This is a genomic window from Altererythrobacter sp. CAU 1644 (assembly GCF_029623755.1).
GTDB lineage: Bacteria > Pseudomonadota > Alphaproteobacteria > Sphingomonadales > Sphingomonadaceae > Erythrobacter > Erythrobacter arenosus.
In genome coordinates, this window is record NZ_CP121106.1 from 1,294,251 (window position 1) to 1,318,253 (window position 24,003).

General features: G+C 61.5%; 24 protein-coding genes. 16 read left to right on the forward strand and 8 right to left on the reverse strand.

Translation table 11 applies throughout. From position 1 onward, the window contains the following. Positions 1 to 2: 2 nt before the first annotated feature. The 3 genes from P7228_RS06380 to P7228_RS06390 form a co-directional block, all read right to left on the reverse strand. Complete coding sequence (locus P7228_RS06380; RefSeq protein WP_278017377.1) at positions 3 to 1,034, reverse strand: ligase-associated DNA damage response exonuclease; 1,032 nt, start codon at positions 1,032 to 1,034, stop codon at positions 3 to 5. Between the two features lie 65 nt (positions 1,035 to 1,099). After that, entirely contained in the window at positions 1,100 to 3,508 is a 2,409-nt protein-coding gene (gene clpA, locus P7228_RS06385; RefSeq protein ID WP_278017378.1) for an ATP-dependent Clp protease ATP-binding subunit ClpA, read from the reverse strand. A 158-nt stretch (positions 3,509 to 3,666) separates the two neighbouring features. Further along, the gene (locus P7228_RS06390; protein WP_278017379.1) at positions 3,667 to 3,870 is read right to left on the reverse strand and encodes a DUF1192 domain-containing protein; all 204 of its coding nucleotides are present in this window, start codon (positions 3,868 to 3,870) and stop codon (positions 3,667 to 3,669) included. A 126-nt stretch (positions 3,871 to 3,996) separates the two neighbouring features. Here P7228_RS06390 and P7228_RS06395 point away from each other — a divergent pair, with 126 nt between their 5' ends. The 4 genes from P7228_RS06395 (at position 3,997) to P7228_RS06410 (ending at position 8,194) form a co-directional block, all read left to right on the forward strand. Beyond that, on the forward strand, positions 3,997 to 5,007 hold the full coding sequence (locus tag P7228_RS06395; protein ID WP_278017380.1) for an NAD(P)H-quinone oxidoreductase: 1,011 nt from the start codon (positions 3,997 to 3,999) through the stop codon (positions 5,005 to 5,007). Beyond that, a complete protein-coding gene (locus tag P7228_RS06400; RefSeq protein WP_278017381.1) occupies positions 5,004 to 5,630 on the forward strand; it encodes a glutathione S-transferase family protein in 627 nt (208 codons plus the stop codon). The genes P7228_RS06395 and P7228_RS06400 overlap by 4 nt, the downstream gene beginning before the upstream one ends. 90 nt (positions 5,631 to 5,720) lie before the next feature. Beyond that, entirely contained in the window at positions 5,721 to 6,461 is a 741-nt protein-coding gene (locus P7228_RS06405; protein ID WP_278017382.1) for a DUF1013 domain-containing protein, read from the forward strand. 59 nt (positions 6,462 to 6,520) lie between these two features. After that, a complete protein-coding gene (locus P7228_RS06410) occupies positions 6,521 to 8,194 on the forward strand; it encodes a long-chain-fatty-acid--CoA ligase (RefSeq protein ID WP_278017718.1) in 1,674 nt (557 codons plus the stop codon). An 85-nt stretch (positions 8,195 to 8,279) separates the two neighbouring features. Here P7228_RS06410 and P7228_RS06415 read toward each other — a convergent pair whose 3' ends face one another. Continuing rightward, the gene (locus P7228_RS06415) at positions 8,280 to 8,717 is read right to left on the reverse strand and encodes a bactofilin family protein (protein WP_278017383.1); all 438 of its coding nucleotides are present in this window, start codon (positions 8,715 to 8,717) and stop codon (positions 8,280 to 8,282) included. Then, positions 8,704 to 9,846 (reverse strand): M23 family metallopeptidase, encoded by a 1,143-nt coding sequence (locus tag P7228_RS06420; protein ID WP_278017384.1) that lies wholly within the window; start codon positions 9,844 to 9,846, stop codon positions 8,704 to 8,706. Before P7228_RS06420 ends, P7228_RS06415 begins: the two co-directional genes overlap by 14 nt. A 323-nt stretch (positions 9,847 to 10,169) precedes the next feature. On the opposite strand from P7228_RS06420, the gene P7228_RS06425 reads away from it, so the two are divergent. The 9 genes from P7228_RS06425 (at position 10,170) to P7228_RS06465 (ending at position 17,552) form a co-directional block, all read left to right on the forward strand. Then, positions 10,170 to 11,447 carry a glutamate-5-semialdehyde dehydrogenase gene (locus tag P7228_RS06425; protein ID WP_278017385.1) on the forward strand — a complete coding sequence of 426 codons (1,278 nt, stop codon included), beginning with the start codon at positions 10,170 to 10,172 and terminating at the stop codon, positions 11,445 to 11,447. Further along, positions 11,411 to 12,103 carry a nicotinate-nucleotide adenylyltransferase gene (locus P7228_RS06430; protein WP_430732507.1) on the forward strand — a complete coding sequence of 231 codons (693 nt, stop codon included), beginning with the start codon at positions 11,411 to 11,413 and terminating at the stop codon, positions 12,101 to 12,103. Before P7228_RS06425 ends, P7228_RS06430 begins: the two co-directional genes overlap by 37 nt. Positions 12,104 to 12,226: 123 nt before the next feature. Beyond that, positions 12,227 to 12,592: a ribosome silencing factor gene (gene rsfS, locus P7228_RS06435; protein WP_278017719.1), complete on the forward strand. Its 366-nt coding sequence runs from the start codon at positions 12,227 to 12,229 to the stop codon at positions 12,590 to 12,592. A gap of 60 nt (positions 12,593 to 12,652) precedes the next feature. Beyond that, on the forward strand, positions 12,653 to 13,075 hold the full coding sequence (locus P7228_RS06440; protein WP_278017387.1) for a 23S rRNA (pseudouridine(1915)-N(3))-methyltransferase RlmH: 423 nt from the start codon (positions 12,653 to 12,655) through the stop codon (positions 13,073 to 13,075). A gap of 4 nt (positions 13,076 to 13,079) precedes the next feature. Then, the gene (locus P7228_RS06445) at positions 13,080 to 14,315 is read left to right on the forward strand and encodes a murein hydrolase activator EnvC family protein (protein ID WP_278017388.1); all 1,236 of its coding nucleotides are present in this window, start codon (positions 13,080 to 13,082) and stop codon (positions 14,313 to 14,315) included. 179 nt (positions 14,316 to 14,494) lie between these two features. Then, positions 14,495 to 15,832, forward strand: coding sequence for a S41 family peptidase (locus P7228_RS06450; RefSeq protein WP_278017389.1), 1,338 nt, complete (start codon positions 14,495 to 14,497; stop codon positions 15,830 to 15,832). A gap of 18 nt (positions 15,833 to 15,850) precedes the next feature. Continuing rightward, positions 15,851 to 16,324, forward strand: a complete 474-nt coding sequence (locus tag P7228_RS06455; RefSeq protein ID WP_278017390.1) for a disulfide bond formation protein B — start codon at positions 15,851 to 15,853, stop codon at positions 16,322 to 16,324. A gap of 20 nt (positions 16,325 to 16,344) precedes the next feature. Beyond that, the gene (locus tag P7228_RS06460) at positions 16,345 to 16,842 is read left to right on the forward strand and encodes a demethoxyubiquinone hydroxylase family protein (RefSeq protein WP_278017720.1); all 498 of its coding nucleotides are present in this window, start codon (positions 16,345 to 16,347) and stop codon (positions 16,840 to 16,842) included. 104 nt (positions 16,843 to 16,946) lie between these two features. After that, positions 16,947 to 17,552, forward strand: coding sequence for a hypothetical protein (locus P7228_RS06465; RefSeq protein WP_278017391.1), 606 nt, complete (start codon positions 16,947 to 16,949; stop codon positions 17,550 to 17,552). Between the two features lie 11 nt (positions 17,553 to 17,563). Here the strand turns inward: P7228_RS06465 and P7228_RS06470 are convergent, their stop codons facing one another. The 3 genes from P7228_RS06470 to P7228_RS06480 form a co-directional block, all read right to left on the reverse strand. Then, the gene (locus P7228_RS06470) at positions 17,564 to 18,568 is read right to left on the reverse strand and encodes an NAD-dependent epimerase/dehydratase family protein (protein WP_278017392.1); all 1,005 of its coding nucleotides are present in this window, start codon (positions 18,566 to 18,568) and stop codon (positions 17,564 to 17,566) included. A 28-nt stretch (positions 18,569 to 18,596) separates the two neighbouring features. Next, positions 18,597 to 19,784, reverse strand: coding sequence for a sugar transferase (locus P7228_RS06475; RefSeq protein WP_278017393.1), 1,188 nt, complete (start codon positions 19,782 to 19,784; stop codon positions 18,597 to 18,599). 289 nt (positions 19,785 to 20,073) lie between these two features. Beyond that, the gene (locus P7228_RS06480; protein ID WP_278017394.1) at positions 20,074 to 20,547 is read right to left on the reverse strand and encodes a VanZ family protein; all 474 of its coding nucleotides are present in this window, start codon (positions 20,545 to 20,547) and stop codon (positions 20,074 to 20,076) included. A gap of 559 nt (positions 20,548 to 21,106) precedes the next feature. Between P7228_RS06480 and P7228_RS06485 the strand changes: the two genes are divergently transcribed. Genes P7228_RS06485 through P7228_RS06495 form a run of 3 tightly spaced genes read left to right on the forward strand, consistent with a single transcriptional unit; the run spans position 21,107 to position 24,002 of the window. Continuing rightward, positions 21,107 to 22,423: a nucleotide sugar dehydrogenase gene (locus P7228_RS06485; protein WP_278017395.1), complete on the forward strand. Its 1,317-nt coding sequence runs from the start codon at positions 21,107 to 21,109 to the stop codon at positions 22,421 to 22,423. Further along, positions 22,420 to 23,421: a Gfo/Idh/MocA family protein gene (locus P7228_RS06490; protein WP_278017396.1), complete on the forward strand. Its 1,002-nt coding sequence runs from the start codon at positions 22,420 to 22,422 to the stop codon at positions 23,419 to 23,421. The genes P7228_RS06485 and P7228_RS06490 overlap by 4 nt, the downstream gene beginning before the upstream one ends. Next, positions 23,418 to 24,002 (forward strand): acyltransferase, encoded by a 585-nt coding sequence (locus P7228_RS06495; protein ID WP_278017397.1) that lies wholly within the window; start codon positions 23,418 to 23,420, stop codon positions 24,000 to 24,002. Before P7228_RS06490 ends, P7228_RS06495 begins: the two co-directional genes overlap by 4 nt. Position 24,003 lies beyond the last annotated feature (1 nt).

Here is a 24,003-nt window from a genome sequence, read left to right on the forward strand (position 1 = left end):
CCCTAGTCGTCCTCATCCTCGTAGCCGACCAGGGCCAGCGCACGGGCACGCCGCTGGTTGAGCTGGCACCATCTCAGCAGCGCATCCTCGCGGCCATGGGTGATCCAGTTCTCCGCCGCATCGACCTGCTTGATCGTCTCGGTCAGTTCGCACCAATCCGCATGATCCGAGATGACCAGCGGTAGCTCGACATTGCGTTGCCGCGCACGTTGCCGCACGCGCATCCAGCCGCTCGCCATCGCGGTGATCGGGTCGGGCAGGCGCCGCGACCAGCGATCATTAAGCGTGGAGGGCGGGCAGATGACGATCGAACCGCGCAAATCCTCTTTCGTATGATCGGCCACCAGCCGCAGCTCGCCCAATGGAACGCCATGTTCCTCATAGAGGCGGCACATCCGCTCCATCGCGCCGTGAAGATAGATCGGTTCCCTATGCCCTGCGCGGCGCAGTTCGGCGATGACGCGCTGCGCCTTGCCCAGCGCATAGGCGCCGACCTGCACGCAGCGATCGGAATTGTCCGACAGCACCCTGAGCAATTTCGCCATCTCGTCTTCGATCGGTGGATGGACGAACACCGGTAGTCCGAAAGTCGCTTCGGACACGAAAATATCACAAGGAGTTACCTCGAACGGGGTACAAGTTGGGTCGGTTCGGCGCTTGTAATCACCCGTAATGATTACCCGCTCGCCCGCATGCTCGAGCAATATCTGCGCGCTGCCGAGCACATGGCCGGCGGGAATGAAGGCCGCGTCGACGCCGCCCTTCAGGCGAATCGTTTCGCCATACATCGCTGGTATGGCCTTGTGCGGGATCTCGCCGGCGCCGTCTTTCGCGCCGGTGCGATAACGCAGCTCCATAATCGCGAGCGTCTCTGGCGTCGCGATCGTTTCGCCATGGCCGCCGCGGGCATGATCGGCATGGCCGTGCGTGACGAGTGCGCGATCGACCGCGCGACCGGGATCGACCCAGATATCCGCCGGAACGATGTGGATGCCCCACGGTTCGGGCCGGATCCAGGAAAAGGGAGCGCTCACCCTTTCCAAACGACAAGGGGCGCAACGGTTTCCCGCGCGCCCCGATCATACAGCTTGGGCATGCCCTAGCTGCCGCTGTCGTCCTTGCCGTCCGCTCCCCCGCCGGTGTCGGCCTTCGGCTCCTCGGGCTTGGGCGGGGATTTCTTCGCGGCGGGCTTCTTCTTCGAAGTTGCCTTTCGCTTGGGCGCGGCTTTCGGCGGTGCGGGCGTCAGTTCGAAGTTCGGTTTGCCGTCCTTGACGCTGACATGGACCTCGCCGCCGTCGGCGAGCTTGCCGAACAGCAATTCCTCGGCCAGCGGCTGCTTGATCTTCTCCTGGATCAAGCGTGCCATCGGCCGCGCGCCATAGAGCCTGTCGTAACCCTTGTCGGCGAGCCAGTTTCGCGCATCCTTGTCGAACTGGATGTGGACGTTCTGCTCGGCCAGCTGCAGTTCAAGCTGCAGGATGAACTTGTCGACCACGCGGGCGACCGTGCTCTTGCCGAGATAGGCGAAGGGCACGATCGCATCGAGACGGTTGCGAAATTCCGGGGTGAACATCTTCTTCACCGCTTCTTCCTGGGCGTCTTCCTTGCTCACGTCGCCGAACCCGATCCCCTGGCGGGCCATGTCCGCGGCGCCGGCATTGGTCGTCATGATCAGCACGACATTGCGGAAGTCGACCGTCTTGCCGTGGTGGTCGGTCAGGCGGCCATTATCCATCACCTGCAGCAGGATGTTGAACAGGTCAGGGTGCGCCTTCTCGATCTCGTCGAGCAGAAGCACGCAATGCGGATTCTGATCAACCGCATCGGTTAAAAGACCACCCTGATCATAACCAACATAGCCCGGAGGCGCGCCGATCAGGCGCGAAACGCTGTGACGTTCCATATACTCTGACATGTCGAACCGCTTGAGCTCGATGCCCATGATCGATGCAAGCTGGCGGGCGACCTCGGTCTTGCCGACTCCGGTCGGGCCGGAGAACAGGAACGAACCGATCGGCTTGTCCGGATCGCGCAGTCCCGCACGCGACAGCTTCATCGCGGTCGAGAGGCGATGGATTGCCTCGTCCTGGCCGAAAACGACGTGCTTGAGGTCGCGTTCGAGATTTTCGAGCGCCTTCTTGTCGTCCTTGCTGACCGATTTCGGCGGAATCCGCGCCATGGTCGCGATCACCGCCTCGATTTCCTTCGAGGTGATCTTCTTCTTCCGGCGGCTGGGCGGGACCAGCATCTGCATCGCGCCGACCTCGTCGATGACGTCGATCGCCTTGTCGGGCAGCTTGCGATCATTGATGTAGCGAGCCGAAAGTTCGACCGCGGTCTTGATCGCATCGGGCGTGTACTTCACCTTGTGGTGATCTTCGAAGGCACTGCGCAGGCCCTTGAGAATCTTGATCGTATCTTCGACGGTCGGTTCGTTGACGTCGATCTTCTGGAACCGCCGCAGAAGGGCGCGATCCTTCTCGAAGTGGTTGCGGAATTCCTTGTAGGTGGTCGATCCGATGCACCGGATCGTCCCGCCCGACAGGGCGGGCTTCAAGAGGTTCGAGGCATCCATCGCCCCGCCGCTGGTCGCACCTGCGCCGATCACGGTGTGAATCTCGTCGATGAACAGGATCGCCTCGGGCATGCCCTCGAGTTCGTTGACGACCTGCTTGAGCCGCTCCTCGAAATCGCCGCGATAGCGCGTACCGGCCAGCAGCGCGCCCATGTCGAGCGAGTAGATCACCGCGTCGGTGAGAACGTCGGGGACCTCGCCCTCGACGATCTTGCGTGCCAGGCCTTCGGCGATGGCGGTCTTGCCGACGCCGGGATCGCCCACATAGAGCGGGTTGTTCTTGCTGCGGCGGCACAGAATTTGGATCGTGCGATCGACTTCGGGACCGCGACCGATCAGTGGATCAACCTTGCCGGCTTCGGCCTTGGCATTGAGGTTTACCGTGAACTGGTCGAGCGCGGTTTCCTTCTTGTTGCCGCCTTCTTTCGCCTGGTCCGATCCATCGGCTTGCGGATCTTCGGCGCCCTGCGGAGGCTTTGATTCCAGCTGGCGCCCACCCTTGCCGATGCCGTGGCTGATATAGCTCACCGCATCGAGCCGGCTCATGTCCTGCTGCTGGAGGAAATAGACCGCATAGCTGTCGCGCTCGGAGAACAGCGCAACCAGCACATTCGCCCCGGTAACCGTGTCCTTGCCGGAAGACTGGACATGCAGGATGGCGCGCTGGATCACCCGCTGGAAGCCGGCCGTGGGTTGCGGATCGGCGCCGTCCTCGGTCTTCAAGGACTGGTATTCCTGGTCGAGATACTGCTTCACGACCTCGCCCAGTTCGGCAAGGTCGACGCCGCAGGCGGCCATGACTTGCGCCGCATCCTCGTCATCGATCAACGCGAGCAGCAAGTGCTCGAGCGTGGCATATTCGTGTCGACGCTCCGACGCATTGGCGAGTGCGTTGTGCAGCGTTCTTTCGAGGTTCTGGGCGAAACTTGGCATCTGCTGGTCTCTCTCGGCCTTTCTAACCGGGCTTACATCTAACTAACCGCATAGGCGCGACCCATCCCTTGCGGGAGAGTATGAGCAGTTATGGTTAACCATTCCTATATGGCTGCATCTATATGGGGACGCCTCGGAAAGGTTGCGAGGCCGCGGCTTCACGAACTCGGCTTCCTGAACAGCGCGTCGGCGGCGCTCCGGTGCGCCTCGACCTTCATCCGGTGACTATCGACTCTGGCGATTTCCGCCTTGAGCAGCGCGATCCGCTCTTCCAACTCGTCCTGCGAATAAGGTGACAGATCCTCGCCAGCGAGCTTGCTCGCGGCATCCCCTTTGGGGCGGGGGCGGTCGTCTTCTTCCATTGCTGCTACAATCGCAAGCGAGCCGCCTTGCTGTCAATCCGGGCAAAGGCTAGGTGCGCGGACAGATGGGGATTTCCTTCCCCTTGCGTCGCAAATGCAACGCTTCGAGGGTGGCACGGAGTGGATATGGCGGAAGTATTGACCAAGACGATGCAGGCGATCGGCTTCGAAGCGCCCGGTGGGCCCGAGGTCCTGTCGCTGGGCGAAGCAGAAATTCCGGAGCCCGGACCGACCGATGTTCTGATCCGCGTTGCCTATGCCGGGGTCAACCGGCCTGACTGCATCCAGCGCGCCGGCCACTATCCCGCACCTCTTGGAGCTTCGCCTATTCTCGGGCTGGAGGTCGCGGGCGAAGTGGTCGCGGTGGGCGAAGATGTTCCGCGCGAGCTGATCGGACAGGAAGTTGCGGCGCTGACGCCCGGTGGCGGCTACGCCGAATTCTGCCGGGCGCCCTGGGGCCACTGCCTGCCGGTGCCGGAGGGCATGCCGCTCAAGGAAGCGGCGGCGCTCCCCGAAACGCTCTTTACTGTGTGGCATAATGTGTTCGAGCGCGGGATGGCAGCGGAAGGCGACCGACTGCTCGTCCATGGCGGCACCAGCGGTATCGGCACCATGGCGGTCATGCTAAGCAAAGCCTTCGGGCTCGAGGTGATCGTGACCTGCGGCGATGAGGCCAAATGCTCGGCGGCACGGCAATTGGGCGCGGACCTCGCCATCAATTACCGCGAGCGGGATTTCGTCGAGGCGATCAAGGGATACACCGGCGGCAAAGGCGTTAATGTCGTGCTCGACATGGTTTCGGGCGATTACGTCGCGCGCAACCTCAAGTGCCTTGCCGAGGACGGGCGGCATGTGACCATCGCGGTGCTTGGCGGCCCCACGGCGGAACTCAACATGGGTTTCGTCATGATGCGCCGTTTGACGTTGACCGGTTCAACCCTCCGCCCACGCTCCGACGCGTTCAAGACCGCACTGGCCGATGAAATTGCGCAGCATGCCTGGCCCCTGTTCACCTCGCGAGAGCTCAAGCCGGTGATGGACCGGACCTTTCCGCTCGCCGAAGCTGCTGCAGCCCATGCGCGGATGGAGGCGGGCGAACATATCGGCAAGATTGTGCTGGAGGTTACGCCACTATGACCGAAACCTACACGCTCCATGAAGATCCGCGCAGCGGCAATTGCTACAAGATCAAGCTGACCGCGGCGCTGCTCGGCATCCCGCTGGCGATCCAGCAGTATGACATCATGCGCGGCGAAACCCGCACTCCTGAATTCCTCGCCAGTATCAATCCCAATGGACGCATTCCGGTGCTCCAGATCACCGATGGCGAAGAGCGTTTCCTGCCCGAGAGCAATGCCGCCTGCTGGTATCTGGCGAGCGGCAGCCAATTGATTCCCGGCGACCGGTACGAGCAGGCCAACATGCTGCGCTGGATGTTCTTCGAACAGTACAATCACGAACCCAATGTCGCGACGCTGCGGTTCTGGCTCTATTTCGTCGGCGAGGCCAATCTCAGCAAGGAACAACGTGGCCTGATCATGGCCAAGAGAGTGGCGGGCGAGGCGGCGCTGCAATTGATGGACCAACACCTCGCGACCCGCGATTTCATGGCGTACGGCGCGGTCACGCTCGCCGACATTGCGCTGTTCGCATACACCCATGTCGCAGAAGAGGGCGGCTTCGGGCTGGGGGACTACCCGAACATCCGAAGCTGGATCGCACGGATCGAGGCGCTGCCCAATTTCGTGCCGATGGCGTAACGCTTGCCGAATCCTGCGGCTTGCCCTATCTACTCTCGTGCAACGGCCGCTCCGAAAGGGGCGGCCCTTCTATTTTGAACGGAGTTTTCCATGGCCCAAGGTGCCAAAGATCAGCCCACCCCGCTGATGCCCCACGCCACCGCCACCTGGCTGGTCGACAATACCGCGCTCTCCTTCGAGCAGATCGCCGAATTCTGCGGCCTGCATATTCTCGAAGTGCAGGCGATGGCCGATGACCTTGCGGGCAGCAAGTACACCGGGCGCGACCCGGTCCATTCGGGCGAGCTGACGCAGGAAGAGATCGAGCGTGGGCAGGCCGACGTCGAATATCGCCTCAAGATGCAGAAGGCCCCAGTCGAGGTGACCCGCACCAAGGGGCCGCGCTACACTCCGGTGTCGAAGCGCCAGGACAAGCCCGATGGCATTGCCTGGATCCTGCGCAGCCACCCCGAAGTGTCCGACGCGCAGATTTCCAAGCTGATCGGCACGACCCGCAACACCATCACCGCGATCCGCGAACGGACCCACTGGAACATCCAGAACATCCAGCCCAAGGATCCCGTCACCCTCGGCCTGTGCTCGCAGCGCGAGCTCGACGCCGTCGTTGCCAAGGCCGCCAAGCGCGCCGGCATTACCGAAGGCGAAGTGGTTGCGGGCGACGACCGCAGCGACAAGGAGAAGCTGATCGAGGAACTTCGCGCCGAGCGCGATGCCAACGAGAAGGCTGCCTCCGAAGCTGCGCAGGAAGCCGAGGCCGAGGCCTGGCTGGCCGCTCGCCGCGAGGCTGAGCAGGCCGAGCTTGGCGTCGAGGGCCCCGAAGCCGACGCCTAAGCGCCGTGTAGCGCGGCTTTTTCCTTGTCTAGCCGGTTGGCTTGCGCCATTCGATTGACATGGATGTCAGTAGGTCGCGCTATCACCACCCAACACCCTGGGACACGCAGTTCGAGGCGCTGAGCCTGCCCGAGATGTTCGCGCGCACCACCGTGCGCCGCGGCGCGGCCCCGCTGCTGCATTTCCTGGGGCGCGAATATTCCTACGCCGAGCTCTACGCGGATGCGCAGCGCTTCGCCTCGCACCTGGCCGCCCGCGGGATTGCCAAGGGCGACCGCGTCGGCCTGTTCCTCCCCAACGTCCCGATCTATGTCGCCGCCTATTACGGGGCGATGATGGCGGGCGCGATCGTCGTCAATTTCTCGCCGCTCTATACTGTCGACGAACTGTCGCAGCAGGTGGCGGATTCGGGGACGCGATTGCTGGTGACGGTCGACGTGCCCGAGCTTTACGGCACCGCCGAGAAGGTCCTGCGCGGCTCGGCGCTCGAAACGCTGGTGGTGGGCGAACTCGCTGCCATGCTGCCGACCGCAAAGCGCGTGGCAATGAAGATCTTCGCGCGCAGCAAGATCGCCAAGGTCGCATATGGCAGTGACATACTGCGCTGGAGCGAGCTGGTTTCGGGTGCGGGCGAGCCGCCTAAGCTCGCCATTGATCCCAACGAGGTTGCGCTGCTGCAATACACGGGCGGCACCACGGGCACGCCCAAGGGCGCGATGCTGAGCCACGCCAATCTCTCGATCAATGCGCAGCAGGTGTGCGGCATCAATCCCTTCGGCGACGCTGAGAACGAAGTGTTCATGGGCGCACTGCCGATGTTCCACGTCTTCGCCAACACGGCGCTGCTCAACCATGCAGTGGCAAGCGGCGCGTCGATCGCGATCGTTCCCCGCTTCGAGGCGAAGCAGGTGCTGCAGACCATCGGCAAGGAAGGCGCGACCGGCTTTCCCGGCGTGCCGACGATGTTCCAGGCGCTGCTCGACCACCCCGATCTCGACAAGACCGATCTCTCGAGCCTCAAGGTGTGCATCTCGGGCGGCGCGCCGCTGCCCGCGCCGGTGCGCGAGAAGTGGGAAGCGCGAACCGGCACGCGGCTGGTCGAAGGATACGGACTGACCGAGAGTTCGGGCGTGGTCTCGGCCAATCCCTATGACGGCGTGCGCAAGCCCGGGACCATCGGCCAGGTCGTGGCGGGGACGGAGATCCTGCTGCTCGACAAGGAAGACCCGGCGAAACTCGCGCCCGATGGCGAACCGGGCGAACTTGCCATCCACGGCCCGCAGATCATGCAGGGCTATTGGAATCGGCCGGAAGCTTCAGCCGAAGTCTTCGTCGAGCATGGCGGCAAGCGCTACCTGCGCACCGGCGACGTCGCCGTGCAGGATGAAGACGGCTTCCTGCAGATCGTCGACCGGATCAAGGACATGATCGCGGTCGGCGGCTTCAAGGTGTTTCCGAGCGAGGTCGAGAAGGTTTTGCTCGAACACGAAGCGGTCAAGGAGGCGCTCGTGCTCGGCCTGCCCGACACCTACCGTGGTGAGAGCGTCAACGGTTACATCACCTTGGTGCCCGATGCCGCCGTGGACGCGGAGGCGATCAAGGCCTGGGTCAATGCGCGGCTTGGCAAGCACGAGCGGCTCGAAACCCTCGGCATTCGCGACAGCCTGCCCAAGACGATGATTGGCAAGCTCGACCGCAAGGCGCTGAAGGCGGAAATCAGCGGCGAGAGCTGACCCGCAAAAGGCCCCGCCGCACAAATGAAAAGGGACGCGAGCCTTGCGGCCGCGCCCCTTTCATCCCCTCCAAGAGACTTATGCGCTAGCTTGCCAGCGTGAGCTTTGGCTCATCGGGCGAAGCGGGCTTGTCGCCGGTCGGCGCCGCCTGCTGCTGTTGCGGCCGCGGCGCTGCAGGAGCTGCCGCCTTGGGCGAGCTGTGCGCAAACCGGCCGTCGACGTGAGCGCCCTGTTCGATCGTCAGTGCGTCGTAATGGACGTCGCCTTCGATGCGCGCGCTCTTGAGCACGACCAGTTCCTTGGCGCGGATCGAACCGACGACCTTGCCGGCCAGGCGCGCGGTCTGCGCTTCTATACCGCCAGAGATGATGCTGCTTTCGCCCTGGACCAGCGAAGCGCAGTGAAGATCGCCCTCGATCGAGCCATCGACGTGAAGATCGGCAGATGCGGTAATGTCGCCCTTGATGGTGACATCCGACCCGATCACGGAAAAGGTGGAATTCGAGGCGCTACGGCTGGCCATTGGTTTCTCCGGATTGGCGGCGAGCGAGTTCGGGGACTCGTCTGACTTCTTTGAGAACATCGGGTGCGGTCTCCAGGAAGGGGCGCGGATTGACCGCGCGATCATTGATGCGCACCTCGAAGTGGAGGTGCGGTCCGGTCGAACGACCGGTGCTTCCGATAGCGCCGATGATGTCACCTGCGGCGACAGACTGCCCCACTCGGGTACGGAACTTGGACATGTGGGCGTAGCGGGTCATCAGGCCATTGCCATGGCTCACCTCGACGACATTGCCATAACCCGACTTGCGGCCGACGAAGGTTACGCGGCCCTTGGAGGCGGCGTAGATCGGCGCACCGATCGGTCCCTTGAAGTCGAGGCCGTTATGCATCGCGGCACGACCGGTGAAGGGATCGCGGCGATAGCCGTAGCTCGAAGTCACCATCGGAGCCTCGGCCGGGAGGACTTGCGGAATCCCGTCGAGCCCGCGCTCGAGAGCCGCCATGCGGGCCAGGCTAAGCCCAAGCCGTTCGAAGCGCGGATCGATCGAGCCATCGCGGCCGGTTGCAAGGACTTCGAGCGGACCACCCATCGCCTGGCGTTCGGCATTGCGGACGATGGTACGCGGGTCGAGCCCGAGCTTGCGAATTGCGTTTTCCGCGCGCTTGGAGCGGCGGTCGGCATAACGGGTCAGACGCTCGACGAAGGCAAGCTGGCGCGCTTCGATTTCGGCGAGGCCGCGAGCCTGCGGCAGCAGCGCGCCGACCTTCTCGACCGTCTCGGTTGCCTGTCCGGTAGAATCGCTGACCGTATCGTCATTGCGAATGTCGTCGGGCAGCATCGGTACGGTCGCTTCGAGGAATTCCTGCCGCTTGATCAGGTCCTGCTTCACGCCCTCGAGGTCGTTGCCATAGGCATCGAGCCGCTCTTGCGCAGTCGCTACCCGCGCTTCGCGCACGAGCAGCGAGCTGCGATCGGCATCGGCGCGATACTTCGACCACGCCATGGCGCCCATCGACAGCGTCCAGCCGACCAGCAGCGCGACTACGAGCGCAGCTGCGCCCATCTGGACGCGCGATGATATCTTGATGAAGCGAACTTGACCCTGTGATCGCATGAAAAATTCGCGATCCGGGAAATGTTCGCGCAAGCGGTTCCCCCACCCGCCAGCAGAAATTCTCTGAAGCAAAGCGACCCCTCTCGACTGTGTCCGTCGTTTTTGACCCAGGGGAGCGCTAACACCGGAAAGATGAGGATGTCGAATCTGTACAGTTCTGGAAGGGTCGAATGGGGGGAGTCGCACGATGAGCCGTTTAACTCCGTTGAAAGATTAATGTTTGGGCGGGAACGATTCACCTTGTCGCGTGTTGCCGCGACCCCTGATCGGGGGACAATCCTTGCTAGTCGATTCGCAAGAATTCCCATCGGATTCGCCGCCTGACAGCCAAGGGCGAGGCTGCTAAGGCATTGCGAATGGCCACAATCGCGCAACAATCCCAGCAGGATACCGCGGAGTTGATTCGCGCGCTCGCCCTCGCAGGAAGGCAAGCGCAGCGGCGGCTGGCCGCCATGTCGAGCGACGAGAAGGCCGAGGCTCTGCGGCAGGCCGCGCAGGCCCTGCGCGCGGATGCGAGCGATATCCTGGCGGCCAACGCCCGCGACCTCGCCGCCGGCGAGGCTAACGGGCTGTCGGCCGCAATGCTCGATCGCCTGCGCCTCGACGAAGCGCGGCTCGAGGGGATCGCTGCCGGGGTCGAGGCGGTGGCCGCACTGCCCGACCCGGTCGGCGAAGTGATCGATACCGCCACGCCAGCCAACGGCTTGGCGTTGAGCCGTGTCCGCGTCCCGATCGGGCTGATCGGCCTGATCTATGAATCGCGCCCCAATGTCACCGCCGATGCGGCAGTGCTGTGCGTTCGTGCTGGCAATGCCGCGCTGTTGCGGGGCGGCAGTGAAGCCGTCCATTCCAACCGCGCGATCCATGCGGCGCTGGTGCGCGGATTGGCCGCGGGCGGCGTGCCCGAGGCAGCCGTGCAGCTGATCCCGACGCAGGACCGCGCGGCCGTCGGCGCCATGCTGGCGGCAGCCGGGCTGATCGACATGATCGTTCCGCGCGGGGGCAAGGGGCTGGTGGCCCGCGTCCAGGCCGATGCCCGGGTGCCGGTGCTCGCCCACCTCGATGGCAACTGCCACACCTATGTCCATACAGCCGCCGACCCGGCTATGGCGCGCGAAATTGCCTTCAACGCCAAGCTGCGCCGCACCGGCATCTGCGGGGCCATGGAGACGCTGCTGCTCGATGCCAGTTTTGCCGGTTCGGAGGCGCTGCTTGGCAAGCTGCTCGATGGCGGCTGCGAAGTGCGCGGCGACGGCCGCGCGCAGGCGATCGACCCTCGGATCGTCCCCGTATCGGACGAGGATTGGGACACCGAATATCTCGATGCGATCCTCTCGGTTGCAGTGGTCGACGGGATCGACGACGCGATGGCGCACATCGCGCGCCATTCCTCCAACCATACCGAGGCGATCATTACCGACGACCAGGCGGCGGCCGACCGCTTCCTCGCCGAGGTCGACAGCGCGATCGTGATGCACAATGCCTCGACCCAGTTTGCAGATGGCGGCGAGTTCGGGCTTGGCGCCGAAATCGGCATCGCGACCGGCCGGCTCCACGCGCGCGGGCCCGTCGCGCTCGAAGGGCTCACCACCTATAAATGGCTCGTGCGCGGCAGCGGGCAGGCGCGCCCGTAAGCGCTTCGATGGGCCTCAGGACCGGATTACTCGGAGGCAGTTTCAACCCCGCGCATGGCGGGCACCGCCGGGTGACCCTGTTCGCGATGGAGGCGTTGGGGCTCGACGAGGTCTGGTGGCTGGTTTCCCCGGGCAACCCGCTCAAGCCGAAGCAAGGCATGGCGCCGCTCGCCGCGCGGTTGAACTCGGCGCAGGTGCAGGCGCGCCGCAGCCCCATCCGCGCAACCGCGATCGAGCAGGAACTCGGCACGCGCTACACCATCGATACGCTCGCCGCACTCGGGCGACGCTATCCCAAACGCGAATTCGTGTGGCTGATGGGCAGTGACAACCTGATGCAATTTCATCACTGGCGGCGCTGGCGCGACATCGCGAATGCCATGCCGATTGCAGTCATTGCCCGGCCCGGTTATGATGATGGCGCTATGGCGAGCCCCGCCATGGCCTGGCTCAGGCGCTACCGGGTTCCTGCCGCCAGCTTTCGAAACCGGGGCAGATGGAGCGCACCGGCACTGGTGTTATTGCGTTTCGATCCAGATCCACGCTCGGCCACGGCCATTCGCCGCGCCGATCCGGACTGGGCTATGCGCTTTTCCAGCTTGCCGGTGAGGGATGCGGTCACGCATCGGCTCATCCAACCATCGGAGGGAACATGAGGCGCAGCACAAGCGTTTCTTTCCTCATGCCTTTTTGCCCCACAATCTGGAGACGTGAATCCGCCTATGAACCAGGCGCAAACCTATTCGGCTACGGCCGATACCACGGCCAAGGCTTCGGTCATGGCCAAGACTGACAAGCCGTCGGATCGGTTGCACGAGCTCGTTCTCGCGCAGCTCGATGACGACCAGGCACAGGAAGTCGTCTCGATTCCTCTCGAAGGGAAAAGCTCGATTGCCGATCACATGGTGATCGCCTCGGGCCGTTCGACGCGGCAAGTCGCCGCGATGGCGCAGAAACTTGCCGAGAAGATCAAGCACGAGGGCTTTGGCCCCGTTCGGGTCGAGGGGCTGACCGCCGCCGACTGGGTGCTGATCGACGCCGGCGACGTGGTCGTGCACCTGTTCCGGCCCGAAGTCCGCAGCTTCTATAATCTGGAGCGTATGTGGGCCTTCGGTGACGGCGAGGCTGCTACCGGCACTGCGTAACGTTTGAACCGGATCGGCGAGGGAAATCGTCCCAGCGCAGTCCGGACACGAATTCTGACCATGCTTCTCCACGTGATCGCACGCGGCAAGATTGCTCGTTCGCCCGAAGCGGATCTTGTTGCGCGCTATGAGAAGCGCCTGACCTGGCCGGTCAAGCTCACCGAACTGCCCGAAACCGGCGGTCGCATTCCCGAGCCGCAAACACCTTGCAAGACGGTATTGCTGGACGAGCGCGGCAAGAACCTGTCCTCCGAAGAACTGGCCGAGATCCTCGGGCGCTGGCGCGACGACGGCATCCGCGAAGCGCGGTTCGTGCTGGGCGCAGCGGATGGGCATGCCGAGGAAGAACGGGCCGAAGCGGACTTGTTGCTCGCCTTCGGCAAGGCGACCTGGCCGCACCTGCTGGCCCGGGCGATGCTGATGGAGCAGCTCTATCGAGCCACGACGATCCTTGCCGGGCATCCCTATCATCGGGCAGGATAGCGTCATGCGCGGGAGCAGGACATTCATAGCTATCGGATCGCTCCCTGTGCTCGCGGGCGCCTTGGCGCTGTCGCTCTCCCCGCTTGAAGCGCAGGGAAATCAAGGATTTGCAAACACCGGCGAGGCGCGCGCTGCGCTTGAGCGCGCCAGAAACGGCGCGCAGGAGGCCGCGGAACGCGCGGACCGCCTGAGCGCGGAGGCCGCTGCAGCCAACGAGGTGGCCGACAAGGCGACGCGCGAGGCGGCGGCGCTGGCGGCGCGGATTCAGCAAGCTGAGGCAAACTCGCTAGAGGCCGAAGCGCGGCTGGCGCTCATCACCGACCAGCGCAGGGTGCTCGACGCCAGGCTGGCCGAACGGCAGCAACCCATCGTCCGGCTGACCGCTGCACTCCAGAACATGGCGCGTCGCCCGCTCGCCTTGTCAGCGCTTAAGCCCGGCTCGCTCAAGGACACGGTCTATGTCCGCGCGGTCCTCGAAAGCACGGTACCGACCGTCCGGTCGCGCACGGCGGCTTTGCGCAACGAGATTCGGCAAGGCCGGGCTCTGGAACGCGAGGCGGCGCTGGCAGTGCAGAGCCAGCGCGAAAGCGAGCGCGATCTGGCGCGCCGCAAGAGCGAACTTTCGGCGCTTGCGGCGGCGAAGCGTCGCACCTCGCAGGTTGCCAGCGGGTCGGCGCAACGGGTGGAGGACCGCGCCCTGGCGCTGGCGGAGGAGGCACGCGATCTCGATGAGCTGGTCGGCGAGCTCGACGCGGCGGCTCGATTGCGGCGCGAACTCGCCGCGTTACAGGGGCCGATCATGCGTCCACCGCGACCCGACCAATCGCGCGTGGTTACACCGGCGCGGCCCAGCCCGACCCCCAGTTCGACTGCCGCGCCCAAGGATCTGCAGCTCCCTGTCCAGGGCCGCACTCTGGCCGGATTTGGTGAGGCAGGCGAAGCAGGATTACGCAGCAGCGGCATCGCCATCCGCCCGCAGTCCGGCGCGCTGGTCGTTTCGCCTGGATCGGGGCGGGTGGCTTTCGCGGGCGACTATCGCGGCTATGGGCGGATCGTGATCGTCGAGCATGCCAATGGCTGGACCAGCCTCGTCACCGGGCTCGGGCGCGCCGATGTGCGGGCCGGCGACCGGGTCGTCGGCGGCAGTCCGCTGGGTGCGGCGCCGCAAGTGAACCCGCGGATCGCGCTCGAACTGCGCCGCGAGGGCGAGGCGGTCAATCCGCTGCTGTACATGGATTGATATTGCCGCTTGGTGGAATCCGCCGCGCAATTGCGGAATCGGCTGTTACTGATGAAAGGTGACTGGAAAGCCTTGATATCCGGGCGCCGGGTTGCTCCGCTTCGGGACGCCAGCCGCGCTCTCATCTGGCATTCAGCCCCGATGCGCGATAGTATTGCGTCCAAGGAGCACGAGAAGACATGAAATTCGCCGACCTGATGCGCAGCGCAGCCCTCGTCACCGCGGTGGCGCTGATCCCGGCCACGACCGCCGGAATGGCGCAAGTCGATGGCCGCGCCGGACCCGAATTCGCCAAGCTTTTCGCCACTTATCAGCGGATCAAGTCGAACTACGTGGAACCGGTGGATGACGACAAGCTGATCCGCGGTGCCATTGACGGCATGCTCGCTTCGCTCGACCCACATTCCGCCTATGTCGATGGTTCGGACCTCCAGCGGCTCGAAACCATGATCGACGGGAATTACTCCGGCCTCGGACTCTCGGTTGTGATGGAAGACGGCGCGGTCAAGATCATCTCGCCTTTCCGCGGCAGCCCGGCGGACAAGATGGGCCTCAAGGCAGGCGACTATATCACCCACCTCGACGGCGAACTGATCTATGGCGGCGACCTTGACGATGCCGTGGCACGGATGCGCGGCAAGGCCGGTACGGCGATAACCCTGACGATTTTCCGCCCGGGTCGCGATGAACCCTTCGATGTGTCCGTAACCCGCGGCGTAATCGAACTCGAGCCGGTGACCTACAAGCTGGAACGCGGCAATATCGGGGTGATTTCGGTCAACGAATTCTCCGCCGATGTCGGCAGCGACGTCTATTCCGCCTGGAGCTCGATCAAGAAAGAGGCCGCCGGCCGGGTCAATGGTCTGGTGCTTGATCTGCGCTCGAACCCCGGGGGTTCGCTCGACGAGGCCGTGGCCCTCTCCGACTTGTTCCTCGACAAGGGGCGGATCGTCTCGCAGCGCGGGCGCGCTCGCGGCGAAACGCTGCTCTACGATGCCGAGACGGTGTTCCGCGGCGATATGGCCAGCGGCGTGCCGGTGATCGTGCTGATCGATGCGGGCTCGGCATCGGCCTCCGAAATCGTCGCCGGGGCGCTGCAGGATCATCGCCGGGCACTGGTGATGGGCGATCGCAGCTTCGGCAAGGGTAGCGTCCAGTCGCTGATTCCGCTTGGTCGCGACGCGGCGCTCAAGCTCACCACGGCGCGCTACTATACCCCCTCCGGCCATTCGGTGCAGGAAGGCGGAATCAAGCCCGATATCATGGTGCCGCAGTTGAGCGATCCCGACCTCGCCAAGCGCAGCAAGTACGTGATGCGGGAGAGCGACCTGCGCGGCCATCTGGTCAATGAACTCGGCCTCAAGGACGACGCGCTCGAAAGCGACAAGATCACCGATCCTCGCTTCCAGAAGACGGCCGAGGAGTTGAAGGGCGAGGGGATCGAGGATTTCCAGTTGCACTATGCGCTGGAAACCCTGCGGCGGACGACGCCAAGCGCGGTGGCATTGCGCCGCTGATCCGCTATTAGCTCGCGAATGACACTCACTCCGTCCGCACGGCTGACGCAGAAGATCGCGCTCGGCACACCGGCGCTGCTGATCGCCGGCGCCTATATCTCGGAATACGGCTTTGGCCTGTTCCCCTGCGAGATGTGCTGGTGGCAGCGCTATCCGCACTTCGCCGCCATCGCGCTGGGCCTGCTCTCCTATGCGATCGAGCCCAAACGGCTGTTGATTGCGCTGGCGGCCCTGGCCGTGCTCGCCTCAGGCCTGATCGGGGGCTTTCACGCAGGGGTGGAATACGGTTGGTGGGAAGGCCTCACCTCGTGCACCAGCGCAGTCGACGCTAGTGGTGACCCGATGGCGGCAATCCTCAACGCGCCGATGGTGCGCTGCGATGCCCCGCAGTGGACGCTCATGGGCATTTCGCTGGCGGGCTTCAATTTCCTGATTTCGAGTGCATCGGCCATTGCCGCGCTCTACCTGCTTGTGCGAAGGGACAGGACGTGACCCGCGACGAAATCCACCGCATGATCCGCGTCGACCAGGCCGGCGAATATGGCGCGACCCGCATCTACGCCGGGCAGCTCGCGGTGATGGGCGATCGCGGCCCGCATGCGCAGGAGATTGCGCATATGGCCGAGCAGGAGAAGGACCATCGCGCCAAGTTCGACGCGCTGATGGCCGAGCGCGGCGTTCGCCCGACTGCCCTGCAGCCGTTCTGGTCTGTGGCTGGATACGCCCTTGGCGCGGCGACCGCGCTGATCGGGCCAGAGGCGGCGATGGCGTGCACCGCGGCGGTCGAGACCGAGATCGACAAGCATTATTCCGACCAGCTCGACCGGCTCGCCGAAACCGACGCCGATCCCGAACTTTCCGCGATGATCGAGGAGTTCCGCGAAGATGAGCGTGCGCACCGCGATGCCGCGCTCGCCGCCGGTGCAGAGCGTGCGCCTGCCTATCCGCTGCTCTCCGGCGCGATCCGCCTAGGTTGCCGCGCCGCAATCAAGCTGGCTGAGCGAATTTGATCTGGCGCATGGTGGAACCGCATGGGTCCGCTAAGCGCTTCATAGAGAGTTCACGCGCTCTCGGGCCTAATCCCGGCTGACAGATTTTCTGGATGGATGACACGATGAAACGCATTCTTGCTCCCGCCGCACTCGCGATTTCCGCCTGCGCCTTCGCTTCGCCCGCTTCCGCCCAGGACGAAGGTGGCGAGAAGGTCAACATGGTGATCGTCTACAACGAGAACGAGTGCCCGGAGGCGGTTGGCGACGAGATCGTGGTATGCGAAATCCTGGTCGAGGCCGATCGCTATCGTATCCCCGAAACACTGCGACATAGCGACAATCCCGAGAATGTCGCTTGGTCGCGCCGGGTCGAAAGCTACAAGATGATCGGCGCATTCGGCACCATGTCGTGCGACCCTGCCGGCGCGGGCGGCTTCACCGGCTGCACCCAGCAGATGATCGAGGCGGCCTATGCCGACCGCTCGGAAAGCTCGAAGGTCCGCTTCGGCCAATTGATCGCCGCGGCCCGCGAAGACCGCCTCTCGACTATCGATGAGGATGCGGCGGCGGAGCAGGCGCGGGTCGAGCAGATCGAGCGTGCCTATATGGAGCGGCTCGAACGCGAACGGCAGGGCGAGGACGCGGTGGTGGACGATCAGCCTCTACCGAGCGGGGATGATGGCGCTACCGCTGCGGAAGAAGCGCCAGCGGACGAGCCGCAGGGTTGAACTTCTTTGCTCTAGCCGAGCCCATGATACGATTTGAACCATTCAACAAATCGAGGGAAACCTTCGTCAACCGTCGTTTTGGGAATGTAACCCACATCGTTGCAAATGGCATCAATATCGGCAAATGTACGGGGAACATCGCCCTCTTGCATCGGGAGGAGGTCCAAGATCGCCTTCTGACCACAAGCCTGTTCAATGATGGCGATAACATCAAGCAGCTCTTCGGGCCTGTTGTTGCCAATATTGTATAGCGCGTGCGGCGAAATACTGCCTCCGGGTTTCACATCTCCATCATCTCTTGGCGGAGCATCGAGGCACGCGATGATTCCCGATACGATATCATCGATATAAGTGAAGTCTCGCTGCAACTTGCCGTAATTGAATACAGGGATGGGCTCACCTGACAGTATCTTGCTGGTGAATATCCATGGCATCATGTCGGGGCGCCCCCAAGGCCCGTATACCGTAAAGAACCGGAGGCCCGTTTGCGGAATCCTGTACAAGTGCGCGTAGGTCTCGCTCATTAATTCGTCCGCTTTCTTCGTGGCGGCGTAAAGCGAATAGGGGTGATCGACCCGATCGCCGACTGAGAAGGGAATCTTGTCATTGCCACCGTATACCGAGCTTGAGCTGGCGTAGACTAAATGCGTGACCCGTCGTTCCCGGCTCAGTTCCAGAATGTTTAAATGGCCAACAATGTTGCTTTGAACATAGGCATGCGGATTCTCGAGCGAGTAGCGAACGCCTGGCTGTGCACCTAGGTGCACGATGCGATCGAACTCGGCGTCGGCCAGACACGCTGCGAGAGCTTTGTTTTCAGCAAAGTCGGCTTGTTCGAAAATAAAGCGGTCGCCACCAAGCTCGCGTAGGCGCTCCAGTCTGGAAATCTTGAGATCGACCGAATAATAATCGTTGAGATTGTCGATCCCAAGCACTCGCTCGCCATCATTGAGTAATCGCCCGACTACGGCGGCGCCGATAAAACCGGCCGCACCAGTAACTAACGTGAGTCGCATGGATTTCCCCACCTGCGGATACCGTAGATCATCTGGCTCCGACCCCTCCAGCTATGACGCGAAAAGTCTTCAGTGCGATCAGCACATCAAGCCATAAGGAAAGGTTCTTGACGTAATAGAAGTCCAGCCGAAGCTTGTGCTCGATTGAGTCCAGATCCGTGACGTGGCCTTGGTTGACCTGGGCCCAGCCCGTAATGCCCGGCCTGACAATGTGGCGGTAGGAATAGAAAGGAATTTCGCCTTCGTGCCAAAGTGCAAGATCTGCCGCCTCCGGCCGTGGACCGATCCAGCTCATATCGCCAATCAACACGTTCCAGGCCTGCGGCAGCTCGTCAAGACGCGTCTTGCGCAGGAAACGCCCGATCTTAGTTATCCGATCATCATTATCTTTTGTCATCGCAAATTCACGCGCCGAGTTCGCGCTTGTCGATTTAGAAACAACCCGCATTGTCCTCAGTTTGACCATTCTGAAGGTTTCACCTCGGAATCCGACTCTGCTTTGGAAGAAGAACGCTGGGCCGGGCGAATCCAGTCGTATGAGCATCGCGATGACACAAACCAGGGGAAGCACGATTGGGGCAAATAGCAGCACGGCGACCACATCGAACACCCGCTTTGCGTAACGGTACGGCAAGTTGGGAATCAATGACCCAAGCTCATTCTCCCTTAGATGATTAATTCGGACTTCCCCTGTCAACGCCTCCTCGATCAGCCGGCAGTGATAGACCGGGATTCCTCGAAGCGCGGCCTTGGCTAAGAGTCGCTCCCATTCGGCTGAAAGGTCCTGATGCAGATCGGCTACGATCGAGCCAGATATCTCATCTTCATTTATCATGCGCTCAAGCAACTGGGGGCATCCAACCTCTTCGTAGCCAGCCATTCCCTTCAATCTAGTGATGGCCCCGCCGGGTACGAGAAAGTGTCGGAAATTCGAGCCGGAGTTCCGCACCTTTATGGTCACCAGATAGCTGATCAGAATGGTGGCGACCGCACAGACCCCCAAGAGCGAAATCGAGTAGCCCACTCGCAGTAGGTTGTTCACCAGTATGAGGGCCGCGAAAATGGTGAGATTTACTGGAACTACGTACGAAAGGAGGCGCACCCGGGCGTAGGTTTGCAAGCGATTTAGCACATACCAGATGCAGACATTCGCGACGAATACCTCGGAAAGCGTCAGAATGGAGACAGGGTCACTGAGGGGGATCGCCCGAGCCATAGTCCATGCTGTGGCAGGCATGAGAACCCCGGCCACCACGTAAAACGCCAACTGTTCTGGGACCGAAAAATTTGGCGCCGACCTTGCGGTCGCGAGTGAAGAGGGTGTGCGATTCATTATGGGGGGCAAACCTGCAAGATTGAGGCTCAGTTACCTTCAACTCTTCGCTGACTATAGGCAATTCCCCATAATCACAACACTATGGCGCTGAGGCAAAAAACGGAGGGCAAGAACCGTGGCCTTCTGAGGTTCCTTGTGATGAACGACCCGCAAAATTCGAACGACGACTCTAATCGGGGTTGCGAAGGCCTTCCCTCGCACTCTCGCGCCTGCTCTTCTCCGTTCCGACCAGCTTGAGCCGCCTCAAACTGGAGATTAGGAGAAGCGTTCCTCCTGCGGCAAGGAAATCGACCAAAACGTCAGCGGCGCTTGGATCGCGTTCGATTCCGGGTAGCGATTGCACCCCTTCAATCGCCACACCTACAAGACCTAACCAAAGAAAGATCTTCCAGCTACTGGCACGAGGGTAAGCGCCTAGAGCGAGAAGCGTGAAGGTCACGAAGGCCAGCGCGTGTTGGGCCTTGTCCGACAATTGATCGGGTATCATGGGCGGTTGAGGAACTACCGATAGAAAAAACGTCAGCGCAAGTCCGACAAATAATGCAATGCGAAAGAAAAATATCATCAATTGACCCAAATTTCTGAAATAATGACTTATTTCAACTTTATAGAAATTCTTCCACGCAGAGTTAAGCGCATGCAAGTTCTTGGCCTATCGAGATACTCCATCCGTCCCGCGGCGATGCGTCAAGAAATCTCAGGATGGCATATATCTCACTGGTCTAAGGCGATCTTCCAGCACTTTTTTCGTTCTACAAGGAGAGTGGCTAGGCGTATGGAGGTGAAACTTAACAATAGACTTTGCTGTTGATCGAGTTGCTGCTAGCGCCGGGCGCTCACAAGTACCCACCATCTACTATCGGCAGAAAAGAACATGTCTCCCTGGCTGGTCGCCACCTGCGCTCGCGGGGCGTTAAGCTCATCCATGCTACGAGCATCACGCCTTAGCTTATTTCTTGAAGTTGATGCACAGTTTCTGAACTCGGCAGGCTTTCGTTTAACCGACAGCCTTTCCGTGATCCTTTCAGGTGTGGGATATAAGCTAACCACAGAACCGCGGTAAGCGCGTTTCGGGATTAACGGCGCCCCCGGAAGTGTTAGGCATCACGCGAGGATTTCACCCCGCCATTCTTGAGTACCGCCAGGTCAGCGCAAACATTGAAAGCCCATCAAGCGGGCCAACCGAATGAATGAGTAACCGAATGTCTGAAAACCAACTGTCCTCCCTCGCTAAGAAATTCTCCGATCGCTCGGCCGTCATTGGCGTGTTTGGAATGGGGTATGTTGGCCAGCCATTGGCGTTGCTGTTTGCAGCAAGCGGCTTCAAGGTCATCGGGTTCGATGTCGATGAGCAGAAGGTCGAATCACTTAATTCTGGGCACTCCGATATCGAGCATATCCCAGACGAAACGGTGGCAAAAGCTGTTCGCGAAGGGATGGCCTGTACCACCGACTTTTCGAAAGCCGCTGAAGCAGACGCTTTGATCATGTGTGTTCCCACGCCGCTGAACAAATATCGCGAGCCTGATTTGCAGTTCGTAACAGCCACGATTGATGCCATCGTCCCATATTTGAGAGCCGGTCAAGTGGTGTCCTTGGAGAGTACAACATATCCCGGCACAACTGATGAAGAATTGCTGCCAAGAATCGAATCACAAGGATTCGCTGTGGGCCAGGACATTTTTCTGGTCTATTCGCCTGAGCGAGAGGATCCCGGAAACGCCCATTTCTCGACGCGCACAATTCCCAAGGTGGTGGGCGGTCACACGGCAGACTGTCTTGAAGTCGGCATGGGCCTTTACAGCCCCATAATCGATCGCGTCGTTCCTGTGAGTTCCACCCGTGCAGCAGAGATGACCAAGCTGCTCGAGAACATTCATAGGGCTGTAAACATCGGCCTAGTCAACGAAATGAAGGTCGTTGCCGACAAGATGGGAATCAACATCCGTGAGGTTATTGACGCTGCAGCGACGAAGCCCTTCGGGTTCGTCCCCTATTACCCTGGCCCAGGTCTTGGGGGGCATTGCATACCGATCGATCCCTTCTACCTGACTTGGAAGGCGCGTGAGTTCGGCCTAAGCACCCGCTTCATCGAGCTGGCGGGAGAGGTCAATGGGGCTATGCCTGATTATGTCGTCGGCAAGGTCAAGTCGGCGCTCAATGATCGGTTCAAGTCGGTTCGAGGTTCAAACATCCTCGTGCTCGGTATCGCTTACAAGCCCAATGTCGACGACGTGCGGGAGTCACCTTCCGTATTCATAATGGAGAGGCTGCGCGATCTTGGCGCAGAGATCGCATACTCGGATCCACATGTCGCGACATTCCCGAGGATGCGCGAACATCATTTCGAGCTTTCTAGCATCCAGCTCACACCTGAGTCAGTAAGCCGGTTTGATTGCGTTTTGTTGGCAACCGATCATGACAAATTCGATTACGAGATGATTGCTCGCGAGGCGGACCTCATCGTGGATTCTCGAGGCCGCTTCGATGCTGCCAATGAGCATGTAGTAGCCGCATGAAATCGGCTGATCATATACGGGTAGCGCAGGTCGGCTGCGGCTACTGGGGTAAGAACCTCGTCCGCAACTTTTCGGAACTTGGTGTTCTGGCTTCGGTGACGGATCGTGAGGCGGCGGTCCAGGCGGCGATGTCGGCGGATTTTCGCGTTGCGGGCCTATCTTGGGCGGAAGTCTTGCGCGCGCCCGAGATCGATGCAGTTTCTCTCGCAACGCCGGCAGGCGAGCATGCGAGCATGGCCGCTGAAGCTATTGCAGCAGGCAAACATGTCTTTGTTGAAAAGCCACTGGCGCTCTGCTCGAGGGAGGCCGAGCGCCTCATTGAGCAAGCGAGGCTTGCCGGTCGTATTCTTATGGTCGGGCACCTCTTACAGTATCATCCGATCTTTCTTCGCCTAAAACAGATGGTCGATGAGGGCGCATTGGGGGTGATCAATTACATTTTTTCGAACCGAATGAGTCTGGGCAAATTTCGTACCGAGGAGAATGTCCTGTGGTCCTTTGCCCCACACGACGTCTCAATGATCCTGTCCGTTTTGGGTGAAGAGCCCGAAATTGTCACAGCTCAAGGGGCTGCCTTCGTTTCGCCCGGAATTGCCGACTGGGTCACGATGCAGATGGCTTTTCCCGGTGGCGCCCGAGGGCACGTCCAGGTGAGTTGGGCATCGCCCTATAAAGAGCAGCGTCTTGTGGTCCTGGGAGACGGTGGCATGGCGGTGTTTGATGATGCTGAAACCGACTGGGGTCGGAAGCTGGCTCTTTACAGGCATCGAATCGACAAAAGTGGTCCAGTCCCGACGCCGTTGAAGAGTGAAGTCGAGTTCTTGGAAGTGGAGCGCGATGAGCCGCTCAAGGCGGAATGTCGGCATTTCATTGAGGCAATCGCTACAAAATCCCCTCCTCAAACCGATGGCAACGAAGGCCTTCGTGTGCTGAAAGTACTCGAGCGGGGAGAAGCCGCCCTGCGCATGTCGCTCGATCAAGAAGGCGTGGAATCATGAGCTCGGATGCTAACTTCTTCGTGCACGAAAGCGCTTACGTCGATCTACCAAGCTCGATCGGCGAAGGGTCGAAGATCTGGCACTTTGCCCACGTGCTGCCAAACACGGTTATCGGTCGAAACTGTGTGTTGGGCCAGAATGTCGTGGTTGGTCCCAACGTGCGCATAGGCGATAATTGCAAGATTCAGAACAATGTTTCGCTATACAAGGGGGTCGAGTTGGAAGACGGAGTCTTCTGTGGGCCCTCTTGCGTATTTACGAATGTTCTGACTCCTCGGGCTGAGGTGGAACGAAAAGACGAATTCAAGCCCACTCTAGTTGGTCGGGGCGCTACCATCGGTGCAAACTCGACTGTCGTCTGCGGTAATCGCATTGGCTCCTACGCCATGGTCGCAGCAGGCGCGGTCGTCACGCGAGACGTTCCCGCCCATGCATTGGTAGCCGGAGTGCCGGCGCGGCCGATTGGCTGGGTATCGCGCAACGGCGAGCGGCTCGATGATCGGTTGGTTTGCCCGCGCACTGGTGAGAAGTACGAAATCGATCCCGAGGGTGGCGGTCTTCGGTTGAAGCAGGATATCTAGC